This is a genomic window from Seohaeicola saemankumensis (genome assembly GCF_021021435.1).
Classification (GTDB): Bacteria; Pseudomonadota; Alphaproteobacteria; order Rhodobacterales; family Rhodobacteraceae; genus Seohaeicola.
The window spans coordinates 73,170-99,323 of the sequence record NZ_JAINWI010000018.1 but is presented as its reverse complement, the minus strand read 5'-3'; the positions used below and the strand labels follow the sequence as shown (position 1 = coordinate 99,323).

The following is a 26,154-nucleotide window of genomic DNA, read 5'->3' as shown; positions in this document are numbered from 1 at the left end:
AAACATCCAATCTGAAGGTCAAGTCGCTCGAGTAGATACTTGGGCTGACCGACGGGGTGGCCACGCGCACCTTCGCCCTGATCAAGTGCCCGTCGTCGAATGATATGGTAACGGTGGAGTGATTTTTGCCTGGAGAGCTTTGGTTCTTCTGATTGATGTTACACTCAACCCACCAACTCAAGAAGCCCGTCTTGAGCAGTTGTTGCTTGCACCCGAAGATTATCAATGAGTCGGACACCGTCGAGCCAAACTGCAACAAACAGGCGGGCTGGTCTATCAGCTGTGTCAAGAATTTCGAGATCAGGATCGCCCCTGAGTTCGAGATAGTCGATCTCCAGGATACCGTTTTCATGCAAATGGGACCGCGCGCTTGCCAGCGCGTTGCTGACAGGAGTCCCGCCACAAATTGCCTCAGCCGTTCGCAACAATGCCTCGCGGATGACCGGAGCAGTGGCACGTGCGTGTTTACCCAAGCGGAGGTTGCGCGAGGACATGGCGAGCCCGTCGTCTTCCCGTATCGTTGGACAACCAACAATCCTGGTTTTGAGGTCGAGGTCGGTTGCGAGACGGCGCACGACCTGAAGTTGCTGGTAATCCTTTTCTCCAAAGAAGGCCTGATCCGCGTCGGTTTGCAGAAGCAGCTTGGTTACAACCGTTGCAACACCGTCAAAATGGCCGGGTCGGGCCGCTCCACATAGACCTTGGCTAACACCTGTCACAGAGATAGTGGTGGCAAAGCCATCGGGATACATCTGCGCCCCATCGGGAACATAAAGAACGTCGGCGCTGTAAGGTTTCAGCTTCTTCCCGTCACTCTCTTCAGTCCGTGGATAGTTTGCAAGATCTTCGGGGCTGTTGAATTGCTTCGGGTTCACAAAGAGCGTGACGATCACTCTGTCGGTTGCGGAGCAAGCGGCCTCGACCAGACTGAGGTGCCCAGCATGCAATGCGCCCATTGTAGGAACCACACCGATTGTCTCGCCTGCGCGGCGCCAGGTTTCAGTTAGTGCGCGCAACTCGGCTTTGGTGCGAATGATCTTCATTTGCCTGGTTCCTCTTGAGAAAAGACATGTTCGGGTGCGGGGAAGCGGCGGCTACGCACCTCCTCAGCATAGGCTTGGATGGCATGGGCGGCGTCGGCGGCGAGATGCGCGTAGCGTTTTACAAACTTCGGCTTGAAAGTGTCGAAGAGGCCCAGCATGTCGTCAATCACCAGGATCTGGCCGTCGCAACTTGCCGAAGCCCCTATGCCAACCGTGGGAATGGCTATCTCTGCCGTAATCTGGTCGGCAAGCGCCGCTGGCACCTTTTCCAAAACGACCGAGAATGCCCCTGCATCGGCAACAGCGCGTGCATCCGCGCGGATACGCTCACCATCTTCACCACGACCTTGGACCTTGTAACCGCCGATCGCGTTGACTGCCTGCGGGGTCAGTCCGATATGCGCCATCACGGGGACACCCCGGTCCACGAGGAAGCGGATCGTTTCGGCCATATGTTGACCTCCTTCCAGTTTGACTGCACCAGCGCCGGTTTCGGCCATGAGCCGTGCGGCATTGCGAAACGCTTTCGCTGCGGATTCCTCATAGCTCCCGAATGGCATATCGACGACCATTAGCGCTCGGTCCAGCCCGCGGGCCACGGCTTGTCCGTGCATGATCATCATTTCCATGCTGACGTTGAGAGTTGATGGCAGGCCGTGAAGCACCATCCCGACACTGTCACCGACCAAGACGAGGTCACAGTGCTCATCCGCAAGTTTGGCAACAGGCGTTGTGTAGGCGGTCAAACAGACCAAAGGCTCGGTGCCTTTCCTTGCACGAATGGCGGTGGCGGTCAGGGATTTGACCGAGGCGGAGTGACTCATTGTGGCCCCCTAAGTTGACGTCACGGCAAGTTGCTAGCGTCTGAATCTCGACTTCGCAAGTGCAGCGTATTTTTATTTCGTGGAGATGACCGAGAACCGAGGATCAGATGTCCAAGCCGAGGTCGAGGGTTCTTGCTGAATGTGTCAATGCTCCTGACGAGATGTAGTCAACGCCCGTGGCGGCGACCTCTGCCACGCGGTCTAACCCCATGTTGCCGGAAGCTTCCAACACAAGGCGGCCGGCGTTCATCGTTACGGCTTGTTGCAACATGGGCGTATCCATATTGTCCAGCAGGACTGCGTCCGCCCCGCCCTCATTGAGCACTTCAGCCAGTTGCTCCAACCTATCCACCTCGATCTCGGTTCGGATCATGTGTGAAGCACGCGCTTTCACGGCCGCGAGTACAGGCCGAATACCGCCAGCCGCTGCGATGTGGTTATCTTTGATCAAGATCGCATCGGATAGAGAGAAGCGGTGGTTGAACCCGCCACCATGGATCACGGCTTGCTTTTCAACCAAGCGAAGGCCGGGGGTGGTCTTGCGCGTGCAGGTAATGCGCGTCGCAGTCCCGACGGTTTCACGCACAAAACGGGCCGTTAGCGTTGCGATCCCGGACAACCGTCCTGCAAAATTCAGGGCGACCCGCTCTGCACTGAGGATGGATGCCGCGCTGCCATTGATTTCCATCAAAAGATCACCGGCAGTGATTTGCTCACCATCGCCAATATGGACTGTAATTTTTAGGTCCGGATCGACCAGACGAAAGGCAAGGGCAGCAACCTGTAACCCGGACACAACTCCGGCCTCGCGCGCATTCAGAGTAGCTGTGATGTTTGTATCTGCGGGTATCACCGTGCGGGTGGTGATATCACCATAACTACCGAGATCCTCCATCAGTGCGGAACGGACCATCGGCTCAAGGATCAGGTCGGGCAGAGGGGCTTGAGTCATGTTGTCTCCAATGGGGATGAAGGGCGACGGGTTCGCGCCTCGTTCAAAGTCAGAAACGAACGTCTACCCATGGCATCATCCGTCTTTGGGAAATCTGAACGGAAATGCGCCCCACGGCTCTCGCGGCGATCGAGGGCAGATGTGACGATCACTGTCGCGGTGGCTGTCATGTTGAGAAGAGGGGCGCAACCGGACTGCGCTGCTTCGATCTGTCTGATGTCATCCAGAGTTTTCTGGAGACCCTCCCTGTTTCGAACGACACCGGCACCGTCCGTCATGCTCTTGCGCAGGCATTCTACCAGGATGGGAGAAGGACGCTCTGCAGGTGCGAGATCGGGCAAGGTGACGTCGGACGCCGCCTTTCGACATGGGTCAAGAGCATTGGCAATACTGTTTGCACAGGCATTTCCGTAGACAAGTGCTTCCAAAAGCCCGTTCGACGCGAGGCGGTTGGCCCCGTGCAATCCTGTTGAGGCAACTTCACCGCAGGCCCAGAGCCCTGCGAGAGATGTTAGCCCGGTTGGATCTGTTGCGATGCCGCCCATGTGGTAATGAGCGGCTGCGGCGATCGGAATTGGGTGTGCCAGCGGATCGAAGCCGGCGTGCCGACAGGCTGCCGCAACGGCGGGAAACGCGGTAGAGATCTTCGAGCCAAGGACCTGACGCGTGTCCAATGCAGGGGCAAGTCGCTTCTGTGTTTGCGCATAGACAGCGCGTGCAACGATATCGCGCGGAGCAAGCTCAGCATCCGGATGGACATTGAGCATGAAGCGTTCACCATGGCTGTTTACAAGGGTCGCACCTAAGCCGCGCAAGGCTTCGGTGGCCAGGGGAGCAGGATCGGCGCCAGTGGCAATCGCCGTCGGATGGAACTGCACAAATTCCGCATCCGCAATCACCGCGCCTGCACGCGCGGCCATGCCGATAACCTCGCCTCGGATGCGGGACGGGTTAGTTGTCAAAGCGTATAGTCCGCCCGAACCGCCACCGGCCAAGAGTACGGCTGCCCCTCGGAGGAAAACGCTCTGCGTGGGACCTGCGGCGCATCGGGCGATCTCGACGCCGACCACGACCCCGTTCTGGACGCGGAGTGCTGTTGCCATGACATCTTCCAGCACCTGAATATGATCTGCCTCGCGGACACGGGCAGACAGTGTGCGCATGATCCCGGCACCAGCCTGATCTCCACATACCCGCACAACGCGGGCGCAACTATGCGCGGCTTCCCGCGACAGAACATATCCACCGTCGCTTGCACGGTCGAAGGGTGCACCCAACCCGGTCAGTTCCAGGATGTGGCTGCGGGCCTCCTCGGTGACCATTAGGGCGACTTGCGGATCGACAGTTCCTGCCCCAGCCCGGATCGTATCCTGGGCGTGCGAACCGGCACTATCTCGCGGATCCATTGCGGCAGCGACACCGCCCTGCGCCCATCCAGAGGACGCACCTTCGCCTAAACGCTCTGGGGAGATCATCAGCACAGGATGAGGCGCAAGTTTCAGAGCGGCATACTGGGCTGCCAACCCAGCGCCCACGACGATGACGCGCGACGTGTCGATCCGCATCATTGGCTCAGCAGGCCAGACGACCGGAGAGATCAATCATTCGTTGCACCGCGAGACGGGCTTTCGCCGCTACGGTAGGGTCGACTTCTACCGCACCCTGCATGCTGTGCAGCGTCCATAGGATCTTCTCCAGCGTGATCTTTTTCATGTAGGGGCACATGTTGCAGGGTCCTACAAACTCGACCTCGGGGAGCTTGTCAGCGATGTTCGATGCCATGGAGCATTCTGTAACAAGCATCGCTTTTGTGGGGCGCTCGCGTGCGACATAATCGATGATACCGCTGGTGGAGCCTGAGAAATCAGCTTCCGCTACTACGTCAGGAGGGCATTCGGGGTGGGCGATGATCCGTGTGTCTGGGTTGTGGCTACGGAAATCCCGCAGATCCTGCGCGGTAAAGCGTTCATGCACGATGCACGAACCATCCCACCAAACGATTGTCTTTCCGGGTACCTGCCGCGCGACATTCTGCGCCAGATACTTGTCAGGGGTCATGATGACGGTGTCGCTCTCCTGCGCGGCGACGATTTGCGCCGCGTTGGAAGAGGTACAACAGATGTCGGATGCCGCCTTCACTTCTGCGGATGTATTGACATAGGTGACAACTGGGGCGCCCGGATAGCGGGCGCGCATCTCGGCAACTCCTTCGGCAGTGATACTTTCGGCAAGCGAACAGCCAGCATCCATGTCCGGGAGCAGAACTGTCTTGCTCGGGTTCAGGATCTTCGATGTCTCTGCCATGAAATGCACACCGCATTGAACGATGACATCACCTTCGACCTTTGTGGCCTCGATTGCCAATTGAAGACTGTCGCCCACAACATCGGCGACGCCGTGGTATATTTCCGGCGTCATGTAATTATGCGCCAGGATGACCGCGTTGCGCTCTTTTTTGAGCCGGTTGATAGCGGCGACATAGGGTGCGTAGACAGCCCAGTCTGGTGGAGAAACAACCCTTTTCATACCAGAATAGAGATGCGCGTTTGCATCAGCGATCTCTATGGATGGCGCAAGATCATAGGTTTCGGCGAGTTCGGCGCGCAGAGCGATCTGGTCGAGCAAAACGGGGGATTCCTCAATTTGTTTCGAACCGCCGGAGACGGTGAGAGCGGGTGCAGGCAGCGCCGGTTCTATGGGTCAGGTGACGTTAGGGCAAGATGGTTTCTGCATATTAAATCAATGTCATACGCTAACATTTCTCTGCTGTTGTTAATTGAGAAGCGTCGTGGTTACACGCGTGGCCGTCTTGTTTCATCAACGCGGTGCGATGGGCAACCGACTGCGAAGCGTCAAAGTGCCGGATGAGGCGGTCTTTCGCTGCCGATATTAGGCGGCGTGATGGGTGCAGACTTCTTCTGGCACAAAAAGTTATCGCGGGTTCAGAACTTTTCCGCAACGGATGAAGGGTTGTCGCAAGTGGCGGATAGGCAATGTTACCGCAGGAAGTCGCGGAACCGTCGTAAGGCGAAGGCGAACATGGCCGTTCCGATCACCGCCAGCGCCAGTAGTTGCGGCCAGACTACCGCAAATCCTGCGCCACGAAACAACACGGCCTGCGCAAGCGCGATGAAATGGGTGTTGGGCGCCGCCAACATCACATATTGCACCACCTCGGGCATTGATTCCCGCGGCGTCATCCCGCCCGACAGGATTTCCAGCGGCAGCAGCACCAGAAGCAGCAGCATGGCAAATTGCGGCATCGAACCCGAGATCGTTGCCAAAAGGACTCCCAGCGACGTGGTGGCGAACAAGTGCAGAGCCGCACCCACCAGGAACAGCGTCACCGATCCCGCCACGGGCACTTCCAGAACCCCTTGCACCATAAAGGTCAGCGACAGCCCCGTCGCCACCAGCACCACACCGCCCATGCTAAGCACCTTGCTGGTCATGATCTCGACCGGGCTGACTGGCATGACCAACAGGTGTTCGACGGTGCCATGCTCACGTTCCCGTATCAACGCAGCCCCCGACAGGATGATCGACAGCATGGTCACGGCGCTGATCACTGCCGTCAGCGCGCCAAACCAGCCAGGGTCCAGCGACGGATTGAACCTGGCGCGCAGCGCAAGATCGACCGGCACCACGGCTTCCTGCCCGGCCCAGCCCGTGATTTCCTGATTGACGATCGCCTGGATATAGCCCGCGCCAGTGAAGGCCTGGCTGACCCGTGTTGCATCGACGTTGAGCTGCACCTCGGGTCGTGCGTTCGCTATCAGGTCGCCCTGAAAGTTCGGCGGGATGACGAGCGAGAACGTATCAATGCCCGCATCCATGCGCGCATCCATTTCGGCCATGTCGATCTGGTCGGGTGTCACGAAATAGGGCGGCAGAAACGCATCCGCAATCCGCCGGGACAGGGGCGAAGCATCTTCATCCACGATGCTGATTGTGGCGCGGTTCAGCGATTCGGGCATGGCAGTGGCGTGGGAGTAGATGTCCAAGGTGAAGGCATAGAACACCAGCGCCAGGAGCAGCGGATCACGCGCCAGCCCGCGAAGCTCCTTGACCGCAAGGTACAGCACATGCCTGGGGCGCATCGCTCAGGCCTCCTGTTTGCGTACAAAGAACGCCCCAAGCGCAACAAGCACCGGGATGAGCAGAAGCATCGGTAGGAAAGAGCCTGCCAGATCGCCGAAGTCCAGCGCTTTGGCAAAGACCCCGCGAGAGATGGTGACGAAATGGCTCGTGGGAAAAACCTCGCCGATCACGCGACCCATGCCTTCTAGTGACGAGACCGGGTCGATGATACCGCCATACTGAGTGGCCGGGATCAGGGTGGCCAGCGCGGTAAAGAACAGCGCCGCGACCTGGCTGCGGGTGAAAGCCGAGATCAGCAGCCCCAGCCCTGTAGCCAGGACAACATAGACCAGCGCCCCTGCCGAAAGCGCCAGAAGGCTGCCCTTGACCGGCACCTCGAAGACATACACCGCCAGCGCCAGCAGCAGCAGGAAGTTGACAAAGCCCAGCAATACGTAGGGCACTTGCTTGCCCAGCAGGAATTCCAGTCGCATGGCCGGTGTCACATAGAGGTTCACAATCGAGCCTGTCTCTTTCTCGCGCGCGACGGACAGGACGGCGAGCATCGCCGGGATCAGCATCAGCAAGAGCGGGATCACAGCGGGCACCATGGCCGCCAGGCTTTCGACATCCGGGTTGTAGCGATAACGCATTTCCAGGCTGTAGCTGCCGGCGACCGCGTCATCGCCATAGATTTGGCGCAGCTGATCGGTCAGCCAGTGAACGTGCATACCCTGAACATAGCCACGCACTGTGTCCGCACGCATCGGCATGGCACCGTCGAACCAGGCCCCGATTTCCACGGGGCGTCCGCGTTCGACATCCGCTGCAAAACCCGGCGGGATTTCCAGTGCGAGGCTGATGTCGCCCGCGCGCATCCGCCGGTCGATGTCGGCATGGTCGATGAGCGGTGACTGTTCGTCAAAGTAGCGCGACCCGGCCAGATCGTTGACATAGGACTGGCTGGCGATGGTCTGGTCAAAATCAAGCACCGCGAATTTGAGATTCTCGACATCCATGGAAATGCCATATCCTAGCACGATCATCAGGATCACGCTGCCGAGGCTTGCGAGCGTTAGGCGGATCGGATCGCGGCGCAGTTCCAGCGACTCGCGCCAGGAAAAACTCAGCAGCCGGGCAAGGCTGAATCGTCCGCGCCGCCGTTTTGGTGCGGATGACACCTCGGCGCCGAGATCCACCCGATGCGTGGCCGCAGGCTTGCCGCTCTCGTTTTGCGCAAGTTCCAGGTGATGGATGAAGGCATCGTCCAGCGTCGCTGCGCCTGCGCCTTCGCGGATGGCTTCGGGCGTGTCGCTGACAAGCACGCGGCCTTCATGCATCAGCGAAATCCGGTCGCAGCGCGTGGCCTCGGACATGTAGTGGGTCGAGACAAAGATCGTTACGCCGTCTTTTCGGGACAGGTCCACGAGCGCTTGCCAGAAGATGTCGCGCGCCACCGGATCGACGCCCGAGGTCGGCTCATCCAGGATCAGAACCTCCGGGCGGTGGATCAGTGCCACGGCCAACGATAGCCGCTGACGGAGTCCCAGCGGAAGTCGCAGTGGCAAGCTGTCGAGAACTTCCTCAAGATCGAACCGTTGCGCAAGCTCCGCTATCCGGGGCCCGATCTCGAGGGGTGCTATATCGAAAAGCCGCGCGTGAAGATCGAGGTTCTGACGAACCGTAAGTTCGGAATATAGCGAGAAGGATTGCGTCATGTAACCGATGCGCTTGCGGGTGGCCATGTCGCGTGCATCGACCGTTCGCCCGTCGATCCGCGTGGTTCCTTCGGCAGGTTCCACCAGCCCGGTCAACGCCTTCATCGTCGTCGTCTTGCCGCATCCGTTTGATCCGAGAAAGCCGAATATCTCTCCTTTTTCGATGCGAAAGCTCACGTTCTTGACCGCGGCGAAGTCTCCGAACCGAACTGTCAGGTTTTCAGCCTCGACGATGTAGCCGTCGCGAGTTGCGGAGTCACGCGGCTGGACGGTCAGATCGTGGTGCCGGGCGCGTATTTCTGCGGGAAGAAGTGCTATGAAAGCCTCGTCAAGGTTGGCTGCACCGGTGCTGTTCAGGATATCTTCGGGGCTTCCAGCAGCAAGCACGCTGCCGGCATCCATCGCGACCAGATGGTCAAACGCGGCAGCCTCCTCCAGATAGGCACTGGCGACGATCAGGCTCATGTCCGGTCGCGTCGCGCGGAGACGCGCGATCAGGGCCCAGAACTCACGCCGCGACAGCGGATCGACGCCCGTTGTTGGCTCGTCCAGTATCAGCAGATCGGGGTCGTGGATCAGCGCGCAGCACAAGCCCAGCTTCTGTTTCATGCCGCCCGAGAGCTTGGCCGCCGGGCGGTCGGCAAAGGGCGCGAGACCGGTCGCCTCCAGCAACTCGGCGATCCGCTTGTCGCGCTCGTTCCGGCTCTCGCCGAAAAGCCGGCCGAAGAAGTCCACATTCTCCCGCACCGAGAGCGTGGGATAGAGATTGCGCCCCAGCCCCTGCGGCATATAGGCGATCTGCGGACAAATTCGGGCCCGGTGCCCAGCACGGCGCATATCGCCGCCCAGCACGTCAAGCCGCCCCGCCTGTATCTTCCTTGCCCCGGCGATCAGCGCAAGGAAACTCGATTTGCCGACGCCATCAGGTCCGATCAGACCGACAATGCAGCCCGCCGGCAGGTCGATAGAAACTGCATCAAGTGCCCGGACCTTGCCATATTGAAGCGAGAGCCCCTCTGCCCGCACCACAGGCCCGGCGGCCGTCATTCCAGCACCCTGCCGTCCGCGGCCTCCGGCCAGGGCAGCGTGGAATCCAGCCGAACCCAGGCGACGCCGGGCAGACCGGTCTTGATGTAATCAAGGTATTTCGCCAGCAGCTCCGGCGCGATCCGAGCGCGGACCCGGAACATCAGCTTCTCGCGTTCGATTTCAGTCTCGACAGTCTTCGGGGTGAATTGTGCAACGTCCGACACGAACGAAACCTCTGCGGGGATGACGATGCCAGGTGCCGCGTCCAGAATCAATCGGGCGTCCGTCCCCAGTCCGACACGTCCTGCCGCAGCGGTCTGAAGGAAAAACGTCATGTACACGTCGTTGAGATCGATCATATTGATCACGCGCCCACCTGCGCCCAACACTTCGCCCGCTTGCCCAACGATGTACTGCACCCGTCCTGGCCGTGGTGCTTTCAGCGTGCTGTCCTCAATCTCGACGTCGATCGCTTCGATCGTTGCCGTTGCCGCTGCCACCGCCGCTTCGGCCCCGATCACTGCCGCTTCGGCTGCGGACACTCCGATCCGCGCCGCCGCTAGCCGCGCCTCGGCCGAGGCGACGGCAGCCTCTGCACCAAGCGCGTTCGACCTGTCGATATCAAGTTGCCGCTCGGACGAGACACTGCTTTCCGCCAACGCCTGCGCCCGCGCGAACTGGCGCTGCGCGGCGTCGAGGGCCGAATTCTGCTGCGCCAGAACCGCCTCGGCCGCGCGTACTTCGGCCTGACGTTGCTGGATCCCCAGTTGAGCGTTCTCGACTGCGATCTCGGCGCGGCGCAGTTCCGCCTCGGCCTGATGACGGTTGGCTTTCAACTGACGCGTTTCAAGCACGGCCAGAGGTTGCCCCTTTTCGACGAACTCGCCCTCCCGCACCAGGATCGATTCAATCCGTCCGGGAAGCTTCGAAGCCACATCTATCTCAACCGCTTCGACGCGCCCGTTGCCGCGCGCGAACCCTTCGGGTACCGCGCCGTTGCCATTCCCATTGCCCTGCCAGGCCAAGAAACCCAATACAGCCCCGCCTGCGATCATCGCTGCAAAGAGAAGAAATCTGGCATTTGTCATGTTATGCTCGATTGCTGCTAAAGGACGGATTTTGTAAGATCATCCGTCGGTCGAAGACGTTAATATTAAACTCTATGCATGCGATCTTGTAAACGCGTCGATCAGCCCTGTTTGAATGGATGGATTCGCCTTGCCTCTCGGCTTCGAAAGTTGAACTAATCCTGTTTGCATCGCAGATACCGCATTCTGCATTTACGAATAATCGGGTGCCACCTGAGCAAGCAGGATGTGTCATTCCAGCCTATCATTATGCTTTGTTCTCTGAAGGGATTCTGAAAAGTTGGCAATGAGAGGCGATTATCCATGCTTTATGAATGCTTGAATGAACTTTTGTTCTAGAGCCCGTGCCCCGCACGCGGTTCGATCCCCATGTGGCGCGTCGATTGTCAACGACAATAGCCCATATTTTTGGCTCGCTGGCCGAACAGCCAAAGAACCTTCCAGCCGATTTTAGGAAGCCCAAATTGCTTCACGGCACTCAGCTCAATTGGCAATCTCTGAAGGGCGCAACTCAAGTGAGCACTTTGTCAGACAATGCGCAGCGCGAAAGCGCAGAGGGTATTGCCCGATGACGGCACCACCAAGCCTATCGTTTCTCCAAGTCTGCACGCCAAAACCATGCGGCAAGTTTTAGGAGAAGTTCAAAGCTTGCAGCCGCGCCTGTTGAACACGCAGTACCGCAGTAGCGGGCATCTTGCTGTCTTGCGTTCCAATAGCAATATCGTCGCCAAAAATATCGCGTAGTTCCGCACGGCTGCTTTTTGGGATCGTCTTCATCGCCGTGGAGCCCGGGAAAAAGCTCTCCGTTGGGGTCCCGTTCGCGTAGATAACCTCATGTCTCGAGAACACGAGGTGAATATAGGTCACTTGACGTTTGCCGTGTGCCACGCGGACCCCTCGCCGAGGTAACAGGGCTTTGGCAGGCACCAAGACCTTGCTTCCAGATAGGTCCGTTACAAGCATACGGTGCTGCGGAGATACGAAAAGCTTGTTGTTTGGACGGCCCGGACCCAAGGAATTTTCTTCGAACAAGATAGGCTTCAATCGATCTGGCGCGGTGCTGAAATCCACCGCTCGCACCAATATCGCCCGGACGTGTTGCGGGCCGTTATCACGGGTCAGTGCGAGGTCACCAATCTGAATCTCTTCTACTGCTGTATCACCGCCGGGGGTTTTGATCTTGGTGCCTGCTGCGAAACAGACGATATTGATGTCGTTATCCGTTGTCGAAATAACACCCGCATCATTGAACCCGACATTCTCGATCTGGCCGGTTTGGATCGACTGCACATTGCCGCTGCCATAGCTATCGTTTGGAATGATGAAATGCCTGACATCACCGCCGTTGGAGACCGTCAAAAAGACGACATCAAGATTGTTTTCGAGAATCCTAGAATCAAAGCCTACGGTGCTTCCATCACCGAGGGTAAAACTACCTGCAGATTGCGGTTCTTGGATTTGGTCGATGTTGTACCATACACCACCAATCAGAACATCGTCGCCAACATCGAACTGACCATCATTTAGATCAGACGAGCTTACGTTGTCCACGATACCCAGAAGGTTTCCGGCCGCCGTAGAGTAGGTCGTGTTTTCGCTTATGTCGGTCACTTCAAAAAGATCGTAAATTACGGCCATAGCACGTCTCTTTTGCAACCAATACAGTGGCTGATCCCCTGCACAAAATAGCGCCGTTCTGGAATCATCTCCGGATGTTTGTAGGGGTGGGTCATGAACAAACTGCTAAACTCTCAATTCCATTCAAATCGAACGCTTTTCACCTACGCTCGAGGTAATCGCTCATGACCCAAGCCATGTTTAAGGGGAAAAATGCAGCAGTATTCTTGGGTTTGATCAGGTATCATGGCAGCAGCGTGAGGCGTGGGCAGTCATGTGGCGCCAAGTGTCGGGCATAATAACGATCCTCATGCTATCCGGACGACCGCGGATGGCTAAAAGCGCCGGGGTCATCTGCTGTCAACGGAAAAAGACGATTCCGCACGCAGTCACATCGGTCTTGAGGCTGCTTGGCAGCACCCTGCAGGGCACGCTGCTAGAACTGGGATAAATCTCGGAACGATGGGAAGATGCGGCCGTTTTAGAGGTGATGAATTTGGGTACTGTTTCAAAGCGCAGCGTCCGCAAATGCGCGACGAAGCAAGCTTTTGGGAGAGCGAGGAATGTGACACCATGCTTCGATGCACATTTGGAATGAGGCAACTGACATGAGGCAAAGCAAAGTTACGGATGTTCTGAGCGGAGCCAAGACGGTCTTTCTGAAGTTGGGCTTCGAAGGAGCCAGCGTCGATGCGATTGCCGAGGAAGCCAAAGTGTCCAAGGCGACGCTTTACGTCCACTCCCCCAGCAAGAACACGCTCTTCCTGAGTGTTGTGCAGGCAGAATGTGACAGGCTCTCGGCTGAGATTTCCCTGCCGCTTTCAAATGACGACGAACCGCGAGCCGTTCTGGAAGAACTATCTGGGCGCATGATCAGACTGGTCTTGGATGATGACTACATTCGTCTGTTGCGTACCTGCATTGGTGCGGTTGCGGTCCTGCCCGAGGCAGGCGAAATATATATGGAAGCGGGACCCAGACGAGCCACCAGAATTGTCGGGCAAGTTCTTCAAGGCCTGCATAATGCGGGATCACTGAAAGTGCATGACGTGCAGAGCGCCGCAGGCCAGTTTATTCACCTTTCCGTTTCGGGTATCATCATGCCGAGACTGCTTTCGGTCGATCCGCCCATCGATGCGTCAGAGCAATCCAAAAGGGCGGTAAACGCGTTTCTTGAGATTTACTCACCGAGACATGTCTAGCGGAAGCGAGTCAACCACCCGTTTCCAAGTGGTTTTGCAAATGCAGAGGGAGCCAAACTCAGAGCTTATTTTCCCAAACCCTTGACGTTGACACTGCCCTGAACTAGCTCTCCCTCTGATCTTAACCGACCGAATGGTACAGTAGTGAGTGGCTTGGGGCAGTCAACGGTGTCAAGTAACGCGTCTTCGAGAATTCTCGAAGCGGCGCGCGCAATAGCTGCGCGTGATGGAGCGGGAAAGATAACGATCGAGGCGGTCGCAAAAGAAGCCGGTCTCAGTAAGGGCGGCGTGCTTTACAATTTTCCGACGAAAAAGGCTTTGCTTTCCGGTCTGTTGGACCAAATGTTAGTGGCGCACCGGGGGTTATTGTCGGAAGTCCCGGAAAGTCATCCTGCGCGCACCTTAACCGGATATCTGGAAACGGTTATACAATCAAAAGACGTGGATGATGACCTGTCCATGGCAATACTCGCGACGGCTGCAACTGATCCACGTTTGCTTGATCCGCTGCGGACGGAACTGGACTCCGACCTTGAGCGCATTCTAACCGACACGCAAGACGCTCCTGCTGCCATGATTGCGGTGCTAGCGATTCAAGGGCTGCGGTTCCAACGACTGCTGAACCTTCCGGACGGCGGCGCGGAAATCAGAGAGCGCGTCATCGAACGATTGAGGATAATTATTGATGAGCTCTAACGAAAAGAACCGAAGCTTGAAACGGATCGCTTCAGTCATTGTGCTGGCAGCGGCGGCGGCGGCCTTGGCGATGCCCTTCCTTCCGGTGGCCGTGACCGATGTATTAGCCCAAACGGAGATGGCTTCCGGGGAAAGTGAGGCCGAAACTAGGGCGGCACCCGAACCTGATCGACCGGTCACCGTTGAAGTGACGCGGGCGCTTAGCCGTGTGGTCAATCAATCCCGCGCCGTTGCAGGCCGTGTCGAACCTGCCCGCACAGTGGACATCGCGTTTCAGATCCCCGGACAGGTCTTTTCTCTCGATGTCGAAGCGGGGGACAGGATCCTAAAGGGCGATGTGATTGCGAAACTCGACCAAGCTGATTTTGAACTCGCGGTTGATCGGGCTCAGGCTTCCTTTGACCTTGCTAAAACCGAGTTTGATCGTGCCTCGAGCCTTGCCCAGCGGGGGGTCGCAGCCGATGCGCGTCTCGATACGGCGCGCGCCCAGTTCGCACAGGCAGACGTTGCTCTGCGCGAGTCCACGCGACGCCTGTCCCAGACCCAAATCACCGCGCCCTTTGACGCGATCGTAGCGCGAACCTTTGTCGAGGAATACGTCAACGTCACCTCGGCGGCACCGGTTTCCCGCCTGCAAGACGTGAGCGAAATGCGCATAATTATCTCTTTGCCCGAAGAACTGGCGGCTGTCGCCCGGTCTTCGCCCGACGCGTTCGACATCATTGCAAGCTTTCCGGCAGTGCCCGGTTTCAACGCGCCACTGGTCCCTCGTTCCTTTGCGACCGATGCCGATCCAACTGCACAGACCTATGACGTGGAATTTGCAATCACAGGTGATATCGACCAGCGGCTGTTGCCCGGCATGACGGCCGACGTGCGCATTTCTACCGCCTCCAAGGAAAGTCCTGCCCGATCCGTCACCGTTCCGGTATCAGCAGTAGACACGACAAGCCGAACAGACCCATCCGTTTGGATTTACGAGGAAGCATCCGGCCAAGTCGCGCGGCGAACAGTCCGATTGGGGCTTCCGGTGAATGACGAGGTTGTTGTTCTGGACGGTCTGCAAGGCAACGAGATGGTCGTTTCCGGGGGCTGGTGGCGGCTTCGCGACAATCAGTCAGTGACGGTTTCAGGTCTCTGATCCTAAATCAAAAGAACGGTGACGGTCTATGGCACTCAGTATCTCACGAGCGACTATCAAACGTCCGGTAGCAGCATGGCTCGCCATTATTTTCTGCCTTATCGGCGGCTATTGGGGCCTGAATACAGTGGGTCGCCTTGAAGACCCAAGCTTTACGCTCAAGACCGCGCTTGTTTTCGTACCTTATCCCGGCGCCACGGCCTTAGAGGTCGAAGAAGAGGTTGCCGACGTTGTCGAAAATGCGCTGCAGCAGATGAAGCAGCTTGACCGTGTGGAATCGAAATCCATGCCGGGCATGGCGCAGATCACCGTCGAGATCGAGCAAACCTACGGAGCCGACGAGATCCCACAGGTCTGGGATGAGATGCGTCGCCGCATCAGCGACGTGGCGGGGGACCTGCCTGTAGGGGCGCGTCCGCCGATCATCAATGACGATTTCGGTGACGTCTATGGCATGTTTTATGCGGTGACGACTGAAGGACTCAGTCCAACGGAACAGCGGGATCTGGCAACCAAACTCCGGCTTGGGCTGGTGACCGTGGATGGCGTCGCCAAGGTTGAAGTTCAGGGCCTCACCGAAGAAGTGATCAATATCTCGATTTCATCTTCCCGTTTGACCGAATTGGGTCTTCCTCCGAACCAGATTTTAGGCGTTTTGGCCGACGAAAATCAGGTGTTTTCGAACGGCGAAATAACCGAAGGCCCTGCGCGGATCGGGCTGTCCGTTCCGCCGGGATATGTCAGTCCCGAAGGGATCGAGGAACTTCGACTTGGCGTTCCGGGACAGGTTGGGCAGGTTGCGGTCTATGACATCGCCCGCGTGACCCGCGACAAGGCCGAGCAGCCCAGCCAGATCATCCGGCAGAACGGTTCGGCGGCCTTTACGCTTGGTGTGTCGGCTTTGACGGATCGAAATGTTGTTGAGGTTGGCGCGGGCGTAACCGAGCGGCTGGAGCGACTGAAAGCCGACTTGCCGGATGGTGTTGAGGTCACCCCGATTTACGAACAGCATGTCGTCGTGGACGAAGCGGTATCAAGCTTTCTTGTCAGTCTGGGGCAATCCGTTGCCATCGTCGTTGCCGCCCTGATGCTGACCATGGGGTGGCGTGCTGGGCTGGTTGTCGGCCTGACCTTGAGCCTGACCGTGTTCTCGACTCTGTTCTTCATGTCAATCTTTGGCATACAGATGGAACGGATCAGTCTTGGCGCACTTATCATCGCCATGGGGATGCTTGTGGACAATGCCATCGTCATTACAGAAGGCATGGTTATTGGTATGGCGCGCGGCAAAAGTGCTGAAGACGCAGCCGCGGAGACGGAAACCTCGACGTCCATTCCCTTGCTGGGCGCGACCGTGATCGGGATCATGGCGTTCTCTGGTATCGGTCTGTCGCCTGATGCCACGGGTGAATTCTTGTTCTCGCTCTTCGCAGTGATTGCGATCTCCCTTTTGATGAGTTGGGCGCTTGCCGTTTCGGTCACGCCCTACCTTGGAAAACTCTTGCTGCGTGCCCCGAAAGAAGTCTCGGACGACCCGTACAAAGGTGCATTTTACAGCGTGTACCGCGGATTTCTTTGGTTGGCTTTGCGCGCGCGGGCCATCGTCGTTCTGACGATTGTGGGCATTACAGTGATATCGATTATGGCCTTCGGTCAGGTAAAACAGGCGTTTTTTCCTGCCTCGAACACGCCGATCTTTTATGTCGAAGTCCAGATGCCTCAGGGTACAGACATCAATGTCACAGATGGCCAGATGCAACGTTTAGAGAAAATGTTGTTGTCCGAGGAGAGTGTGACTGACGTAACGACCCTGGTGGGTCGCGGCGCAAGCCGATTCATGTTGACCTACAACCCCGAACAGGCAGACCCCAGCTATGGCCAGCTTATTGTACGGGTCGACAATGCCGAAGCTATTCCGGACATCGCAACGCGTCTGAACCGGGATTTGCCTGCCCAATTCCCGCATGCCCTCATCCGTGTGGAAGAGATCGTGTTTGGCCCCCCATCGGGTGCCGATGTGGCCGTTCGTTTCTCTGGGCCTGATCCCGTGATCCTGCGCCAACTTGCAGATGATGCCCTTCGGATATTCGAAGACGCGGGCACAATCACCAATCCGCGCACCAATTGGCGTCAGCGCGAGATTCTTATAGAGCCCATTGTTGATGAATCGCGGATGCGTATCGCAGGTGCAACGCGCGGCACCATCGCGGATACCGTCCGCTATGGAACGTCCGGTCTGCGTGTAGGTGAGTTGCGTGAGGATGACGAAGTGATCCCCATCCAGTTGCGATTGCCCGAAAACGAGCGCAACGGCCTGGGCCGCCTGTCTGATCTTTCACTGTGGTCGGACGGGGCAGGGGCCTATGTCCCAATGAGTAATATCGTTGAGCGGTTTGAGACGCGACTGGTGGAAGCGCTTATCCACCGCCGCGACCGTGAGCGCACAATAACGGTTCTCGGTGGTGCCGGCAGCAATCTGACAGCAGATGAGGCATTTCGCAGCGTCCGCTCTGATATCGAAGCCATTCCGCTTCCGGAAGGCTACACGATGGAATGGGGCGGCGAATTCGAAAGCGCGGGAGAGGCGCAAGAAAGCCTCGGCAAACAGCTTCCTTTGGGCTTTCTGGTCATGCTGACAATTTCGATCCTGATGTTCAACAAGATTCGCCAACCCCTGATTCTGTGGCTGGTCGTGCCGATGTCTGTGACAGGTATGGTTCTGGGCCTGTTGTTCACGGGCCTGCCCTTCACCTTCACGGCACTTCTTGGGTTCCTGTCACTCTCGGGGATGTTGATGAAGAACGCGATTGTTCTAGTCGAAGAAATTGATCTTCAGCGCGCCGACGGTGTGGAAGACTACAAGGCAATCGTCGATGGCTCGATCAGCCGTTTGCGGCCCGTTGTGCTTGCCGCGGGTACCACGATTTTCGGGATGATACCGCTTTTGCCAGATGCGTTTTTTGCTTCCATGGCGGTTACAATCATGGGTGGTCTCGCGTTCGCCTCGATACTGACACTGATCGCGGTGCCGGTGTTGTATGCGCTGTTCTTCCGGATCACGCCGCCGAAGAAAGAAGGGGCGCCTTCCGGTGCCGCAGCGACAGCCTGAGCGCACAGGTTGTTGCACGCGCGTCGCTGTGCGCCCTCAACCTGCCGCAATGGCGGCGTGAGCTTGTTCCGCCGCCTCAAGCGCGCCTTCTAGAAAACCGCCGAATGTCGGGGCCGCCTCGGTACCGCCAAAGACAAGCGCATTGTCCCAAAGATCGGACAAAGCGCGCGGCAAACCATAATCTGGGTGGGCATGAACGGGCTTTTGGTCAAGGGCGGTCGCTGTGTATGGGTCGAAAGCCCAGTCCTTGACGTAAAGACGCTTTGGGTTTTGTGCTTCGGGGCCAAAGAGACGGACCAATTGCATTCGCACCTGCTCGCGCAGGGCTTCGGTGTCGCGCCTCATGTCGGGCGGAATCCCTATGAAGCCGAAGATGGCATAGGGACCACCCTCAAGCGGGCTTGCATCGTGACATTCAACCATCGGGCCAAGTCTGCTTGTTGCATCACCGGACAGGCCATTATCGCGCCAAAAGGGGCGGTCATACACAGCAATGGCTTTGGCCTGTCCTGCCATCCAAGTCGGAATACCCTCCATTGCAGTCAAAGCGCCCGAGGGTAGCGCGGGCGCATAGGAAAACTGCGCTGCAACCCGCGGTGGCAGGGCCAAAACAACCTTTCGTGCCGCGATCTCCGCACCCGCCTCTGTCTGGGCGGCAATGCCATCGCTCGTTCGACGCAGCGCATTGATTGGCATGGCGGAGAAGCGTTTGTCTGACGGAATTTCGGGCAGAAGTTTGTTTATCAAGGCCGCAAGACCGCCTTGCAACCGCCAAGAGCCTTGCATCGACGCAAAACCGCGTCCCCGCTGCACATGCCCACGTTCGTCTTCATACAAAAGTTCACCTTGATAAAACTGCTCAAACCGTGTGAGCCCAAGGCGCGCGACCAGCGCCGCAATACGTGGTTGGCCGGGCCAGAACCACGAGGGGCCAAGATCAAAGGTGCCCACTTGGTACTGCTCGCTCAGAATACGTCCGCCCCACCTTTCGCGGGCTTCGACAAGCAGAAAATCCTGCCCCTCGGCAGATAGCCGCGCTGCGAGCGACAGACCTGAAAGCCCACCACCGATGATAAGTGTTTGCGTTTGCAACGTTCAAACTTTCCTGTGCGACGTGGTTCGACCCGTTTTCGTCAAACTTGCGGTGCCTTGGCGTATGGTAGATGCCCTGTTTTCATCCAAAGCTTTGCACCCTCAGCCCCAGCTGTGGCTGTCAAAGCGGTGCCATCAGGCAGACGCAACCAAGTGTTCTGTTTCAGGGTTTCCCCATTTACCGTTGCGGTCCCGCTGATCACCAATATCTCGATGCCGCCAATTTCATCCGATGTCATGGTCGCGCTCTTCTCCAGATTGCAGAACGTCACTGTCTCGCGCTTATCGCGGTGCAGGATGGCAGTTGCCACACCATTTTCGGAAGCGCCAAGCTCGGCCTCCATATCTTTGTGAAACTGGGTGCGGTCATTCATATCGAATTGCCAGAGTTTGACGAAAATCGTGCAGCCCGCTTCCGATCCCGGCGTATGAGATGTCGTTGGAGGATTTCGCACATAGGTGCCTGCCGGATAGTCACCATGTTCATCCTGAAAGACGCCATCAAGCACGATGAATTCCTCACCACCACCGTGGGTGTGCGCGGAAAACTGGCTGCCGGGCGCATAGCGCACGATTGTTGTGGCCCTAGCAACCTCGTCCCCGATCCGGTCGAGCATCCTTCTGTCCACACCTTTCATGGGCGAGGCTTGCCATTCAAGGCCATCGGTGTCCACAACGACCTTCTGCGAAAAATCTGCGTTCAGTTCCATCTGTTTCAGTCCTTTCCACACCCCTCAAGGGGCGGTATGTCGTTCAGGTTTTGTCTTGGGCACGATCGGGTGAGAATTTCGATCAACGGGGAAAGCTCTACGCCCATGCTCTCAGTCTGGCAGGCCGTCTTGTACGTTGGGAGGCGCTTGAGGCAAATTAAGTCGACTCGGCTTGGCTTTTTCTACCGCCGATCGGATGCGTGAAATCAGAGCAATCGCTTGCTTGGCATCATTGTCCGAGATGCCGAGATCTGCAAAATTCTCCGCCACAACCTCATCGGCTGCTTTCAGGACCTGAATGCCATATTCCGTGAGGCGCAAAACAATGCGGCGTTCGTCTTCAGCGTCGCGCACCCGTTCGATCACGCCATAGGTCGCCATTTTTTTGGCAAGAGGAGAGATCGTGTTCGGCTCAACGCCGACACCCTGCGATAGCTCGGAAAGAGACATTTGTGACTGCGTGGCCAGAGCTTTCAAAATAATGTACTTTGCATATGTCAGACCACTTTCTGCAAAGGCCGCCTGATAATAGCGGCCAAACGCATGGTGCAGCGTGTACACTTGAAAGCAGGCCAGATCATTGAGCTTGGATTTTTTTCCCATACACGCTAGTTAGCCTCACTGGTCAAAATTGCAAAGACTCAACGCTTCATTTGCGACCAAAAACTTCGCATACGAAATAATCCAACACGAAAGGACCTACTGTGACCCAGATCAACCGACGCAACCTGCTCAAAGGTGCTGCCATATTGCCTGCAACCGCCGCTCTCGCAGGGGTAGCAAGCCCGGCACTGGCCGCTGGGCATAGCGCGACAGAAGGGGCGGCGCTCTATTCTGCACCGCTCGGGCAATACCGCATCACCGCCCTGCTCGACGGGGTCGCACCTTTGGGGCGCGGCTTCTTCTTCGGAGGCGACGAAATAGACACTGTCATGGAGCAGGTTGGCATCGGACCAGACGCCTTGCCCGCGCCTGTTTCGGCTTTCCTTCTGCAGTCAGACGACCGCACGATCCTGATTGATGCGGGTATGGGCGAGCAAGAATTGCTCGGGCCCGGTTTTGGCGGGGTGACCCTTGGCCTTGCCGCAGCTGGCGTCGCGCCCGAAGACATTGATCTCGTTATCCTGACGCACGCGCACCCCGACCACCTTGGCGGTTTGATCCGTGGAGGTGAAGCTGTGTTCAAGAACGCCGAACTGGCGGTTGGCGAAGTCGAGGCCGGTTTCTGGACCGACGAGGCGATGATGGCGCAAGCCCCCGCAGAGGCGAAGGGCCTTTTCCAACTGGCACAGACTGTGTTGAATGCCTATGGCACAAACGTGACCCGCATTGCTGACGGTAATGAAGCGGCTCCAGGTTTGTCGATGATACTGTCTCCGGGCCATACGCCCGGTCATTCCATTGTGCGGATTGACGGTGGCGATCGCCAGTTGCTGATGATTGCCGATTCGCTGCACTCGGCAGACGTGCATACAGCGCTGCCAGATATCGGGTTTGGTTTCGACTCTGATCCCGCGCAAGCAGCGGTCTCGCGCCGCCGTATCTTTGACATGGTGTCGGCCGACAAGATGCTCGTCGCAGGGAGTCACATCCACTTCCCCGGTTTTGGCCGTATTCTGCGGGACGGCGACGCGTATCGCTATGTCCCAGCGACCTGGATGTAACAGTGCACAATTCAAGAGAGCGTCGAAAGGCGCTCTCTTTTCTGGGTCTGGGGCTAAGCGATATGATTTGCAAAGCACAGACTATTTAGGTTATTTACTTCGTGCACGAATTATTAGGTTGCCAGATAAAGTTAGCAGTCTATCTTGCAGTTCAAGGAAGCGATGATCAATTTTCGGGGGATACATGAGCACGATTTTTGTACGCGTTCGACAAATTCCGAACGATGACTTGTGGTGCGAATGGTTGTTTTCGCTCGGGTTGGAGAGTGTCACCGGTACGCGTGCCACCCAGCACCGGGTACCGTGATGAAGAAAGCCCAAAGCCATGACCCGTACGACATGCTCGGCTTGGACAGACAGTTGTGCTTTCCCCTTTACGCCGCATCAAACCTTTTGGGGCGTGTGTACCGACCGCTTCTTGAGCCTTTGGGCCTGACCTATTCGCAGTATTTGGTCATGTTGATCCTGTGGGAGGAGGGGCCCATTCATGTAGGAGCCCTTGCTCAACGCCTGCATATTGATAGCGCTACGATGACGCCGATCGTGAAGCGCATGCAAGATCAAGGATTGCTGACGCGAAACCGCGACCGTTCCGACCAACGCCACGTCATCGTGCGGCTGACATCTCGGGGCCAGTCTCTGAAAGACCAAGCGAAAGAAATTCCACAAGCCTTGTCAGACCAGATTGGCGACCGTCTTGGTCATGATGTGGTCGAGGGCCTCCGTACCAGTGTCCGCAAACTTGTGGCTCTGCTGTCCGAGGATCTCAACACGCCTATTGGCGTTGCTTTACCAACACCAACCCCTCTCAAATAATACTATCGAGGATACCATGACAGAAACAACTCTCTACGGTTTTGACGGTTCAACATATGTGCGCACCGTCCGCTGTGTCTTGGCAAACAAGGGCGTGCCCTACGATCAGGTGTCCGTGAATGTCTTGCAAGGCGAGCCGCGTCAAGCCGAACACCTTGAGCGCCACCCCTTTGGCAAAGTGCCGGTATTGGACATTGACGGAATGCGTTTGCGCGAAACAGATGCCATTGTGCGCTATCTTGAAGCGCGCGACCCTGAGCCACCGATGCTTCCCACTGATGCAAGAGCACGTGCAAAATCTGATGAAAACGTGGCACTTTATCACAATTACGGTGGCAGTGCGATTACGGGGTTTGTGGCCTATCACTTGTTCCCTCATATGGTCGGTGGGAAGAATGAGGAACTGCGCCAATCCGGCCTCGAAAACGGCAAGAAGTTTGCCAAACTGGCGATGGAAAACAAAGGCGACGCGCCATTCCTTGCAGGCGACGCACCTGGCTATGCCGACTATCTTCTGGGGCCCATCGTATTTTATGCGACACTGACAGAAGATGGCGCCGCGCTTCTGGCCGTTGATGGGATGCAAGACTGGTGGGACAGGTTGAGCGCGGATGACGTCTTTGCCTCCACTGCTCCAAACCTTAGCTGAGGAAAAGGAGAAGCGAGCGATGATCAAACTTAATTTGAACGGTGAGCCGCGCGAGATAGCAGCAAGTGCTGATACACCTTTGTTGTGGGCTTTGCGCGATGAACTGGGCTTGACTGGCACCAAGTTCGGCTGCGGTGTTGCGTCATGCGGCGCATGTACAGTGAACGTGAATGGGGCGCTTGTGCGCTCTTGCCAGACCTTCGTGGGCGACATTGACGGTGCCACCGTGACGACGATCGAGGGCGCGCAAGATGCGACCACCGAGGCTGTCCGTGCGGCGTGGGTCGAGCTTGAAGTGCCCCAATGCGGCTATTGCCAATCAGGTCAAATCTTGTCGGCAGCGGCGTTGTTGCGGGACACGCCCAAACCAACCGACGACGACATAGACACGGCGATGGATGGAAACCTTTGCCGGTGTGCCACCTACGCACGGATACGCAAAGCGATCCATCGCGCATCCGAAATTGTGGAGGGTTAACATGCTGAACAGAATTATCTCACAGGCCGTGTCCGCTCGGGGTACGACGCGCCGGGGCTTTCTCAAAATGAGCGCAGGCGCGGCGGGTGGTCTCATTCTGGGTGGTGCGCTTTTGCCGACCGCAGCAACAGCACAGGGTGGCCCGGACAGTCTGGCCACACCTTTTGTCCATATTCGTCCTGACAACACTGTTGTCGTAATTGTTAAGCACCTCGACAAGGGGCAGGGGACCGCTACAGGTTTGGCTACGTTGATTGCAGACGAACTTGATGCGGATGCAGCGCAGGTCACAACACAATTTGCGCCCGCCAATACCGGTCTTTATGCCAATACTCTCTTGGGTGTGCAGGGCACAGGTGGTTCAACCGCGATGCCCAACTCCTGGCAGCAATACCGTGAAGCCGGTGCAACGGCACGAGCGATGCTTGTCGCGGCGGCAGCCAAGACCTGGGGCGTTGATCCTGCCAGCATTACCATATCAAACGGTGAGATCACTGACGGCGCGAACAAAGCCACGCTGGGCGATATGGCGGTCGCTGCGGCGAAGCAGAGCGTGCCGGACAGCGTGACACTGAAATCGCCCGATCAATGGGTCTATATCGGCAAATCCTTTCCGCGGGTGGATGTGGCGCGCAAGACCCAAGGTGCCACGGGCATGTTCGGGATGGACGTGGCGATGGAGGGGCTGATGTACGCTGTCAGCCTGCGCAGTCCGCGTTTTGGTGGTGCGTTGGCCGGACTGGATGACGCTGAGGCGCGGGCAATGCCCGGCGTGATCGACGTGATCCGCCTGCCGGATCGGGCGGCGGTGATCGCCGAGTCAACCTGGCAGGCAATTCAGGCGCGCGACGCTCTTTCAGCTGAATGGGATTTCTCACAGGCCGAAAACCGTGGCACGGAAGAACTGCGTGCAGAATACACAGCATTGCTTGATGAGGATGGCATTGTCTTCGAAAACGCCGCAGTCTCACAGGTCGAAGAGGTGAAAGTGATCGAAGCCGATTACTTCTTCCCCTATCTCGCGCATACGCCGATGGAGCCGATCGACGTGACCGTTCTGTTCGACGGCGCTGAGGCGACATTCTGGACCGGATCGCAGATACAGACCCTGGACCAGAACATCGGGGCTCAGGTGCTTGGCATTGATCCGGGTTCGGTAAAAATCGAGACCCTTTGGGGCGGCGGTTCTTTTGGGCGCCGTGCGATCTACGACAGCCACTACGTGGCTGAGGCGGCGATGATTGCGCAAGCGTGGCTTCAAACGCACGGGCAAGCGCGCCCGATCAAGCTGGTCTGGACCCGCGAGGACGATGTGCGCGGCGGATATTACCGCCCGATGCACATGCACCGTGTGCGTGCCAGCCTTGATGTAGACGGTAATATCACGTCGTGGGAACAGCGCGTGGTGGGGCAGGGTATCGCTATCGGAACTGCGTTCGAACAGTTTATGGTAAGCGGCGGCGTTGATGCATCTTCTGTTGAAGGCCTTGGTCAACACTCGGCATACACCATACCGGGTTGGTCGGTTGATGTTCATCATCCGCGCGTTGGTGTTCCCGTACTCTGGTGGCGCTCGGTCGGGCATACCCACACCGCCTACGTGGTCGAGACGATCATGGATGAGTTGGCGGAGGCGGCGGAGGCCGACCCTGTGGAATTCCGTCTGCGCTACCTCACCGATCCGCGCGCGCGAGGCGTGCTCGAACTGGCAGCGGAAAAGGCCGGTAAGATACCTGACGGCCTGACAAGAGGCATCGCCGTCCACAAAAGCTTCGGCTCCTATGTCGCTGAAATTGCGGATGTTCGTATTCGCCAGGACGGAACAGTCAAGGTCGAACATGTGACCTGTGCTGTCGATTGCGGCGTGCCGATCAACCCTTCGAACATCGAGGCGCAGATCGAAGGGGGGCTGGGCTACGGTCTTTCGGCGATCCTGCGTGAAGAGATCACGATGACAGAGGGAGAGGTGAACCAGTCGAATTTTTACGACTACACGCCTCTCCGGATCACCGACATGCCTCAGGTGGACGTTCACATCGTCCAATCAACCGAGGCGCCGACCGGAATTGGCGAACCCGGCACACCGCCCATTGGTCCCGCTGTTGCAAATGCTGTCCGTCGGGCAACCGGCAAGACGGTTCGAGATTTGCCATTTTCGAACCACGGACTCGCCTAACCAATATAGATTTTGTTGGCGCGCGCTGCCCTATGGCGAGCGTCAACTAGCGTTCTTATTTTAGGATTTC

21 protein-coding genes are annotated in these 26,154 nt (G+C 57.5%); 9 read left to right on the top strand and 12 right to left on the bottom strand.

Annotated elements, in window-relative coordinates; all coding sequences use genetic code 11:
- Positions 1 to 164 precede the first annotated feature (164 nt).
- From panC to K7H22_RS16835, 9 genes are all read right to left on the bottom strand, one after another.
- The gene (panC, locus tag K7H22_RS16875) at positions 165 to 1,043 is read right to left on the bottom strand and encodes a pantoate--beta-alanine ligase (protein WP_230802056.1); all 879 of its coding nucleotides are present in this window, start codon (positions 1,041 to 1,043) and stop codon (positions 165 to 167) included.
- The gene (gene panB, locus K7H22_RS16870) at positions 1,040 to 1,867 is read right to left on the bottom strand and encodes a 3-methyl-2-oxobutanoate hydroxymethyltransferase (protein ID WP_230802055.1); all 828 of its coding nucleotides are present in this window, start codon (positions 1,865 to 1,867) and stop codon (positions 1,040 to 1,042) included. Before panB ends, panC begins: the two co-directional genes overlap by 4 nt.
- 103 nt (positions 1,868 to 1,970) lie before the next feature.
- Entirely contained in the window at positions 1,971 to 2,819 is an 849-nt protein-coding gene (gene nadC, locus K7H22_RS16865; RefSeq protein WP_230802054.1) for a carboxylating nicotinate-nucleotide diphosphorylase, read from the bottom strand.
- Positions 2,816 to 4,387, bottom strand: a complete 1,572-nt coding sequence (locus K7H22_RS16860; protein ID WP_230802073.1) for an L-aspartate oxidase — start codon at positions 4,385 to 4,387, stop codon at positions 2,816 to 2,818. Before K7H22_RS16860 ends, nadC begins: the two co-directional genes overlap by 4 nt.
- 4 nt (positions 4,388 to 4,391) lie before the next feature.
- Positions 4,392 to 5,444 carry a quinolinate synthase NadA gene (gene nadA / locus K7H22_RS16855; RefSeq protein WP_230802053.1) on the bottom strand — a complete coding sequence of 351 codons (1,053 nt, stop codon included), beginning with the start codon at positions 5,442 to 5,444 and terminating at the stop codon, positions 4,392 to 4,394.
- A 371-nt stretch (positions 5,445 to 5,815) separates the two neighbouring features.
- The gene (locus K7H22_RS16850) at positions 5,816 to 6,919 is read right to left on the bottom strand and encodes an ABC transporter permease (RefSeq protein WP_230802052.1); all 1,104 of its coding nucleotides are present in this window, start codon (positions 6,917 to 6,919) and stop codon (positions 5,816 to 5,818) included.
- A 3-nt stretch (positions 6,920 to 6,922) separates the two neighbouring features.
- Positions 6,923 to 9,664 carry a ribosome-associated ATPase/putative transporter RbbA gene (gene rbbA / locus K7H22_RS16845; protein WP_230802051.1) on the bottom strand — a complete coding sequence of 914 codons (2,742 nt, stop codon included), beginning with the start codon at positions 9,662 to 9,664 and terminating at the stop codon, positions 6,923 to 6,925.
- A complete protein-coding gene (locus tag K7H22_RS16840; protein ID WP_230802050.1) occupies positions 9,661 to 10,734 on the bottom strand; it encodes an HlyD family secretion protein in 1,074 nt (357 codons plus the stop codon). The genes rbbA and K7H22_RS16840 overlap by 4 nt, the downstream gene beginning before the upstream one ends.
- Before the next feature lie 630 nt (positions 10,735 to 11,364).
- Positions 11,365 to 12,372 (bottom strand): Hint domain-containing protein, encoded by a 1,008-nt coding sequence (locus K7H22_RS16835; RefSeq protein ID WP_230802049.1) that lies wholly within the window; start codon positions 12,370 to 12,372, stop codon positions 11,365 to 11,367.
- A 587-nt stretch (positions 12,373 to 12,959) separates the two neighbouring features.
- Here K7H22_RS16835 and K7H22_RS16830 point away from each other — a divergent pair.
- The 4 genes from K7H22_RS16830 (at position 12,960) to K7H22_RS16815 (ending at position 18,499) form a co-directional block, all read left to right on the top strand.
- Entirely contained in the window at positions 12,960 to 13,553 is a 594-nt protein-coding gene (locus K7H22_RS16830) for a TetR/AcrR family transcriptional regulator (RefSeq protein ID WP_230802048.1), read from the top strand.
- A 168-nt stretch (positions 13,554 to 13,721) separates the two neighbouring features.
- Positions 13,722 to 14,249, top strand: a complete 528-nt coding sequence (locus K7H22_RS16825; RefSeq protein WP_230802047.1) for a TetR/AcrR family transcriptional regulator — start codon at positions 13,722 to 13,724, stop codon at positions 14,247 to 14,249.
- Entirely contained in the window at positions 14,239 to 15,390 is a 1,152-nt protein-coding gene (locus K7H22_RS16820; RefSeq protein ID WP_230802046.1) for an efflux RND transporter periplasmic adaptor subunit, read from the top strand. Before K7H22_RS16825 ends, K7H22_RS16820 begins: the two co-directional genes overlap by 11 nt.
- A 28-nt stretch (positions 15,391 to 15,418) precedes the next feature.
- A complete protein-coding gene (locus K7H22_RS16815; RefSeq protein WP_230802045.1) occupies positions 15,419 to 18,499 on the top strand; it encodes an efflux RND transporter permease subunit in 3,081 nt (1,026 codons plus the stop codon).
- Positions 18,500 to 18,535: 36 nt separating this feature from the next.
- Here the strand turns inward: K7H22_RS16815 and K7H22_RS16810 are convergent, their stop codons facing one another.
- The 3 genes from K7H22_RS16810 to K7H22_RS16800 all read right to left on the bottom strand — a co-directional run bounded on the left by K7H22_RS16810 (position 18,536) and on the right by K7H22_RS16800 (position 20,904).
- The gene (locus K7H22_RS16810; RefSeq protein WP_230802044.1) at positions 18,536 to 19,591 is read right to left on the bottom strand and encodes a flavin monoamine oxidase family protein; all 1,056 of its coding nucleotides are present in this window, start codon (positions 19,589 to 19,591) and stop codon (positions 18,536 to 18,538) included.
- Positions 19,592 to 19,632: 41 nt separating this feature from the next.
- The gene (locus tag K7H22_RS16805) at positions 19,633 to 20,301 is read right to left on the bottom strand and encodes a cupin domain-containing protein (protein ID WP_230802043.1); all 669 of its coding nucleotides are present in this window, start codon (positions 20,299 to 20,301) and stop codon (positions 19,633 to 19,635) included.
- A 111-nt stretch (positions 20,302 to 20,412) separates the two neighbouring features.
- Complete coding sequence (locus K7H22_RS16800) at positions 20,413 to 20,904, bottom strand: MarR family winged helix-turn-helix transcriptional regulator (RefSeq protein ID WP_230802042.1); 492 nt, start codon at positions 20,902 to 20,904, stop codon at positions 20,413 to 20,415.
- 101 nt (positions 20,905 to 21,005) lie between these two features.
- Here K7H22_RS16800 and K7H22_RS16795 point away from each other — a divergent pair, with 101 nt between their 5' ends.
- The 5 genes from K7H22_RS16795 to K7H22_RS16775 all read left to right on the top strand — a co-directional run bounded on the left by K7H22_RS16795 (position 21,006) and on the right by K7H22_RS16775 (position 26,084).
- Entirely contained in the window at positions 21,006 to 21,965 is a 960-nt protein-coding gene (locus K7H22_RS16795; RefSeq protein WP_230802041.1) for an MBL fold metallo-hydrolase, read from the top strand.
- A 306-nt stretch (positions 21,966 to 22,271) separates the two neighbouring features.
- Positions 22,272 to 22,781 (top strand): MarR family winged helix-turn-helix transcriptional regulator, encoded by a 510-nt coding sequence (locus K7H22_RS16790; protein WP_230802040.1) that lies wholly within the window; start codon positions 22,272 to 22,274, stop codon positions 22,779 to 22,781.
- The gene (locus K7H22_RS16785; RefSeq protein ID WP_230802039.1) at positions 22,744 to 23,430 is read left to right on the top strand and encodes a glutathione S-transferase family protein; all 687 of its coding nucleotides are present in this window, start codon (positions 22,744 to 22,746) and stop codon (positions 23,428 to 23,430) included. Before K7H22_RS16790 ends, K7H22_RS16785 begins: the two co-directional genes overlap by 38 nt.
- Positions 23,431 to 23,449: 19 nt before the next feature.
- Entirely contained in the window at positions 23,450 to 23,908 is a 459-nt protein-coding gene (locus K7H22_RS16780) for a (2Fe-2S)-binding protein (protein ID WP_230802038.1), read from the top strand.
- A 1-nt stretch (position 23,909) separates the two neighbouring features.
- The gene (locus K7H22_RS16775; protein WP_230802037.1) at positions 23,910 to 26,084 is read left to right on the top strand and encodes a xanthine dehydrogenase family protein molybdopterin-binding subunit; all 2,175 of its coding nucleotides are present in this window, start codon (positions 23,910 to 23,912) and stop codon (positions 26,082 to 26,084) included.
- Positions 26,085 to 26,154 lie beyond the last annotated feature (70 nt).

Bases quoted from the DNA above. Each gene is read 5' to 3' on its own strand.
- panC (WP_230802056.1), bottom strand. From the start codon at position 1,043: ATGAAGATCATTCGCACCAAAGCCGAGTTGCGCGCACTAACTGAAACC.
- panB (WP_230802055.1), bottom strand. From the start codon at position 1,867: ATGAGTCACTCCGCCTCGGTCAAATCCCTGACCGCCACCGCCATTCGT.
- nadC (WP_230802054.1), bottom strand. From the start codon at position 2,819: ATGACTCAAGCCCCTCTGCCCGACCTGATCCTTGAGCCGATGGTCCGT.
- K7H22_RS16860 (WP_230802073.1), bottom strand. From the start codon at position 4,387: ATGATGCGGATCGACACGTCGCGCGTCATCGTCGTGGGCGCTGGGTTG.
- K7H22_RS16850 (WP_230802052.1), bottom strand. From the start codon at position 6,919: ATGCGCCCCAGGCATGTGCTGTACCTTGCGGTCAAGGAGCTTCGCGGG.
- rbbA (WP_230802051.1), bottom strand. From the start codon at position 9,664: ATGACGGCCGCCGGGCCTGTGGTGCGGGCAGAGGGGCTCTCGCTTCAA.
- K7H22_RS16840 (WP_230802050.1), bottom strand. From the start codon at position 10,734: ATGACAAATGCCAGATTTCTTCTCTTTGCAGCGATGATCGCAGGCGGG.
- K7H22_RS16835 (WP_230802049.1), bottom strand. From the start codon at position 12,372: ATGGCCGTAATTTACGATCTTTTTGAAGTGACCGACATAAGCGAAAAC.
- K7H22_RS16830 (WP_230802048.1), top strand. From the start codon at position 12,960: ATGAGGCAAAGCAAAGTTACGGATGTTCTGAGCGGAGCCAAGACGGTC.
- K7H22_RS16820 (WP_230802046.1), top strand. From the start codon at position 14,239: ATGAGCTCTAACGAAAAGAACCGAAGCTTGAAACGGATCGCTTCAGTC.
- K7H22_RS16815 (WP_230802045.1), top strand. From the start codon at position 15,419: ATGGCACTCAGTATCTCACGAGCGACTATCAAACGTCCGGTAGCAGCA.
- K7H22_RS16805 (WP_230802043.1), bottom strand. From the start codon at position 20,301: ATGGAACTGAACGCAGATTTTTCGCAGAAGGTCGTTGTGGACACCGAT.
- K7H22_RS16800 (WP_230802042.1), bottom strand. From the start codon at position 20,904: ATGGGAAAAAAATCCAAGCTCAATGATCTGGCCTGCTTTCAAGTGTAC.
- K7H22_RS16790 (WP_230802040.1), top strand. From the start codon at position 22,272: ATGAAGAAAGCCCAAAGCCATGACCCGTACGACATGCTCGGCTTGGAC.
- K7H22_RS16780 (WP_230802038.1), top strand. From the start codon at position 23,450: ATGATCAAACTTAATTTGAACGGTGAGCCGCGCGAGATAGCAGCAAGT.
- K7H22_RS16775 (WP_230802037.1), top strand. From the start codon at position 23,910: ATGCTGAACAGAATTATCTCACAGGCCGTGTCCGCTCGGGGTACGACG.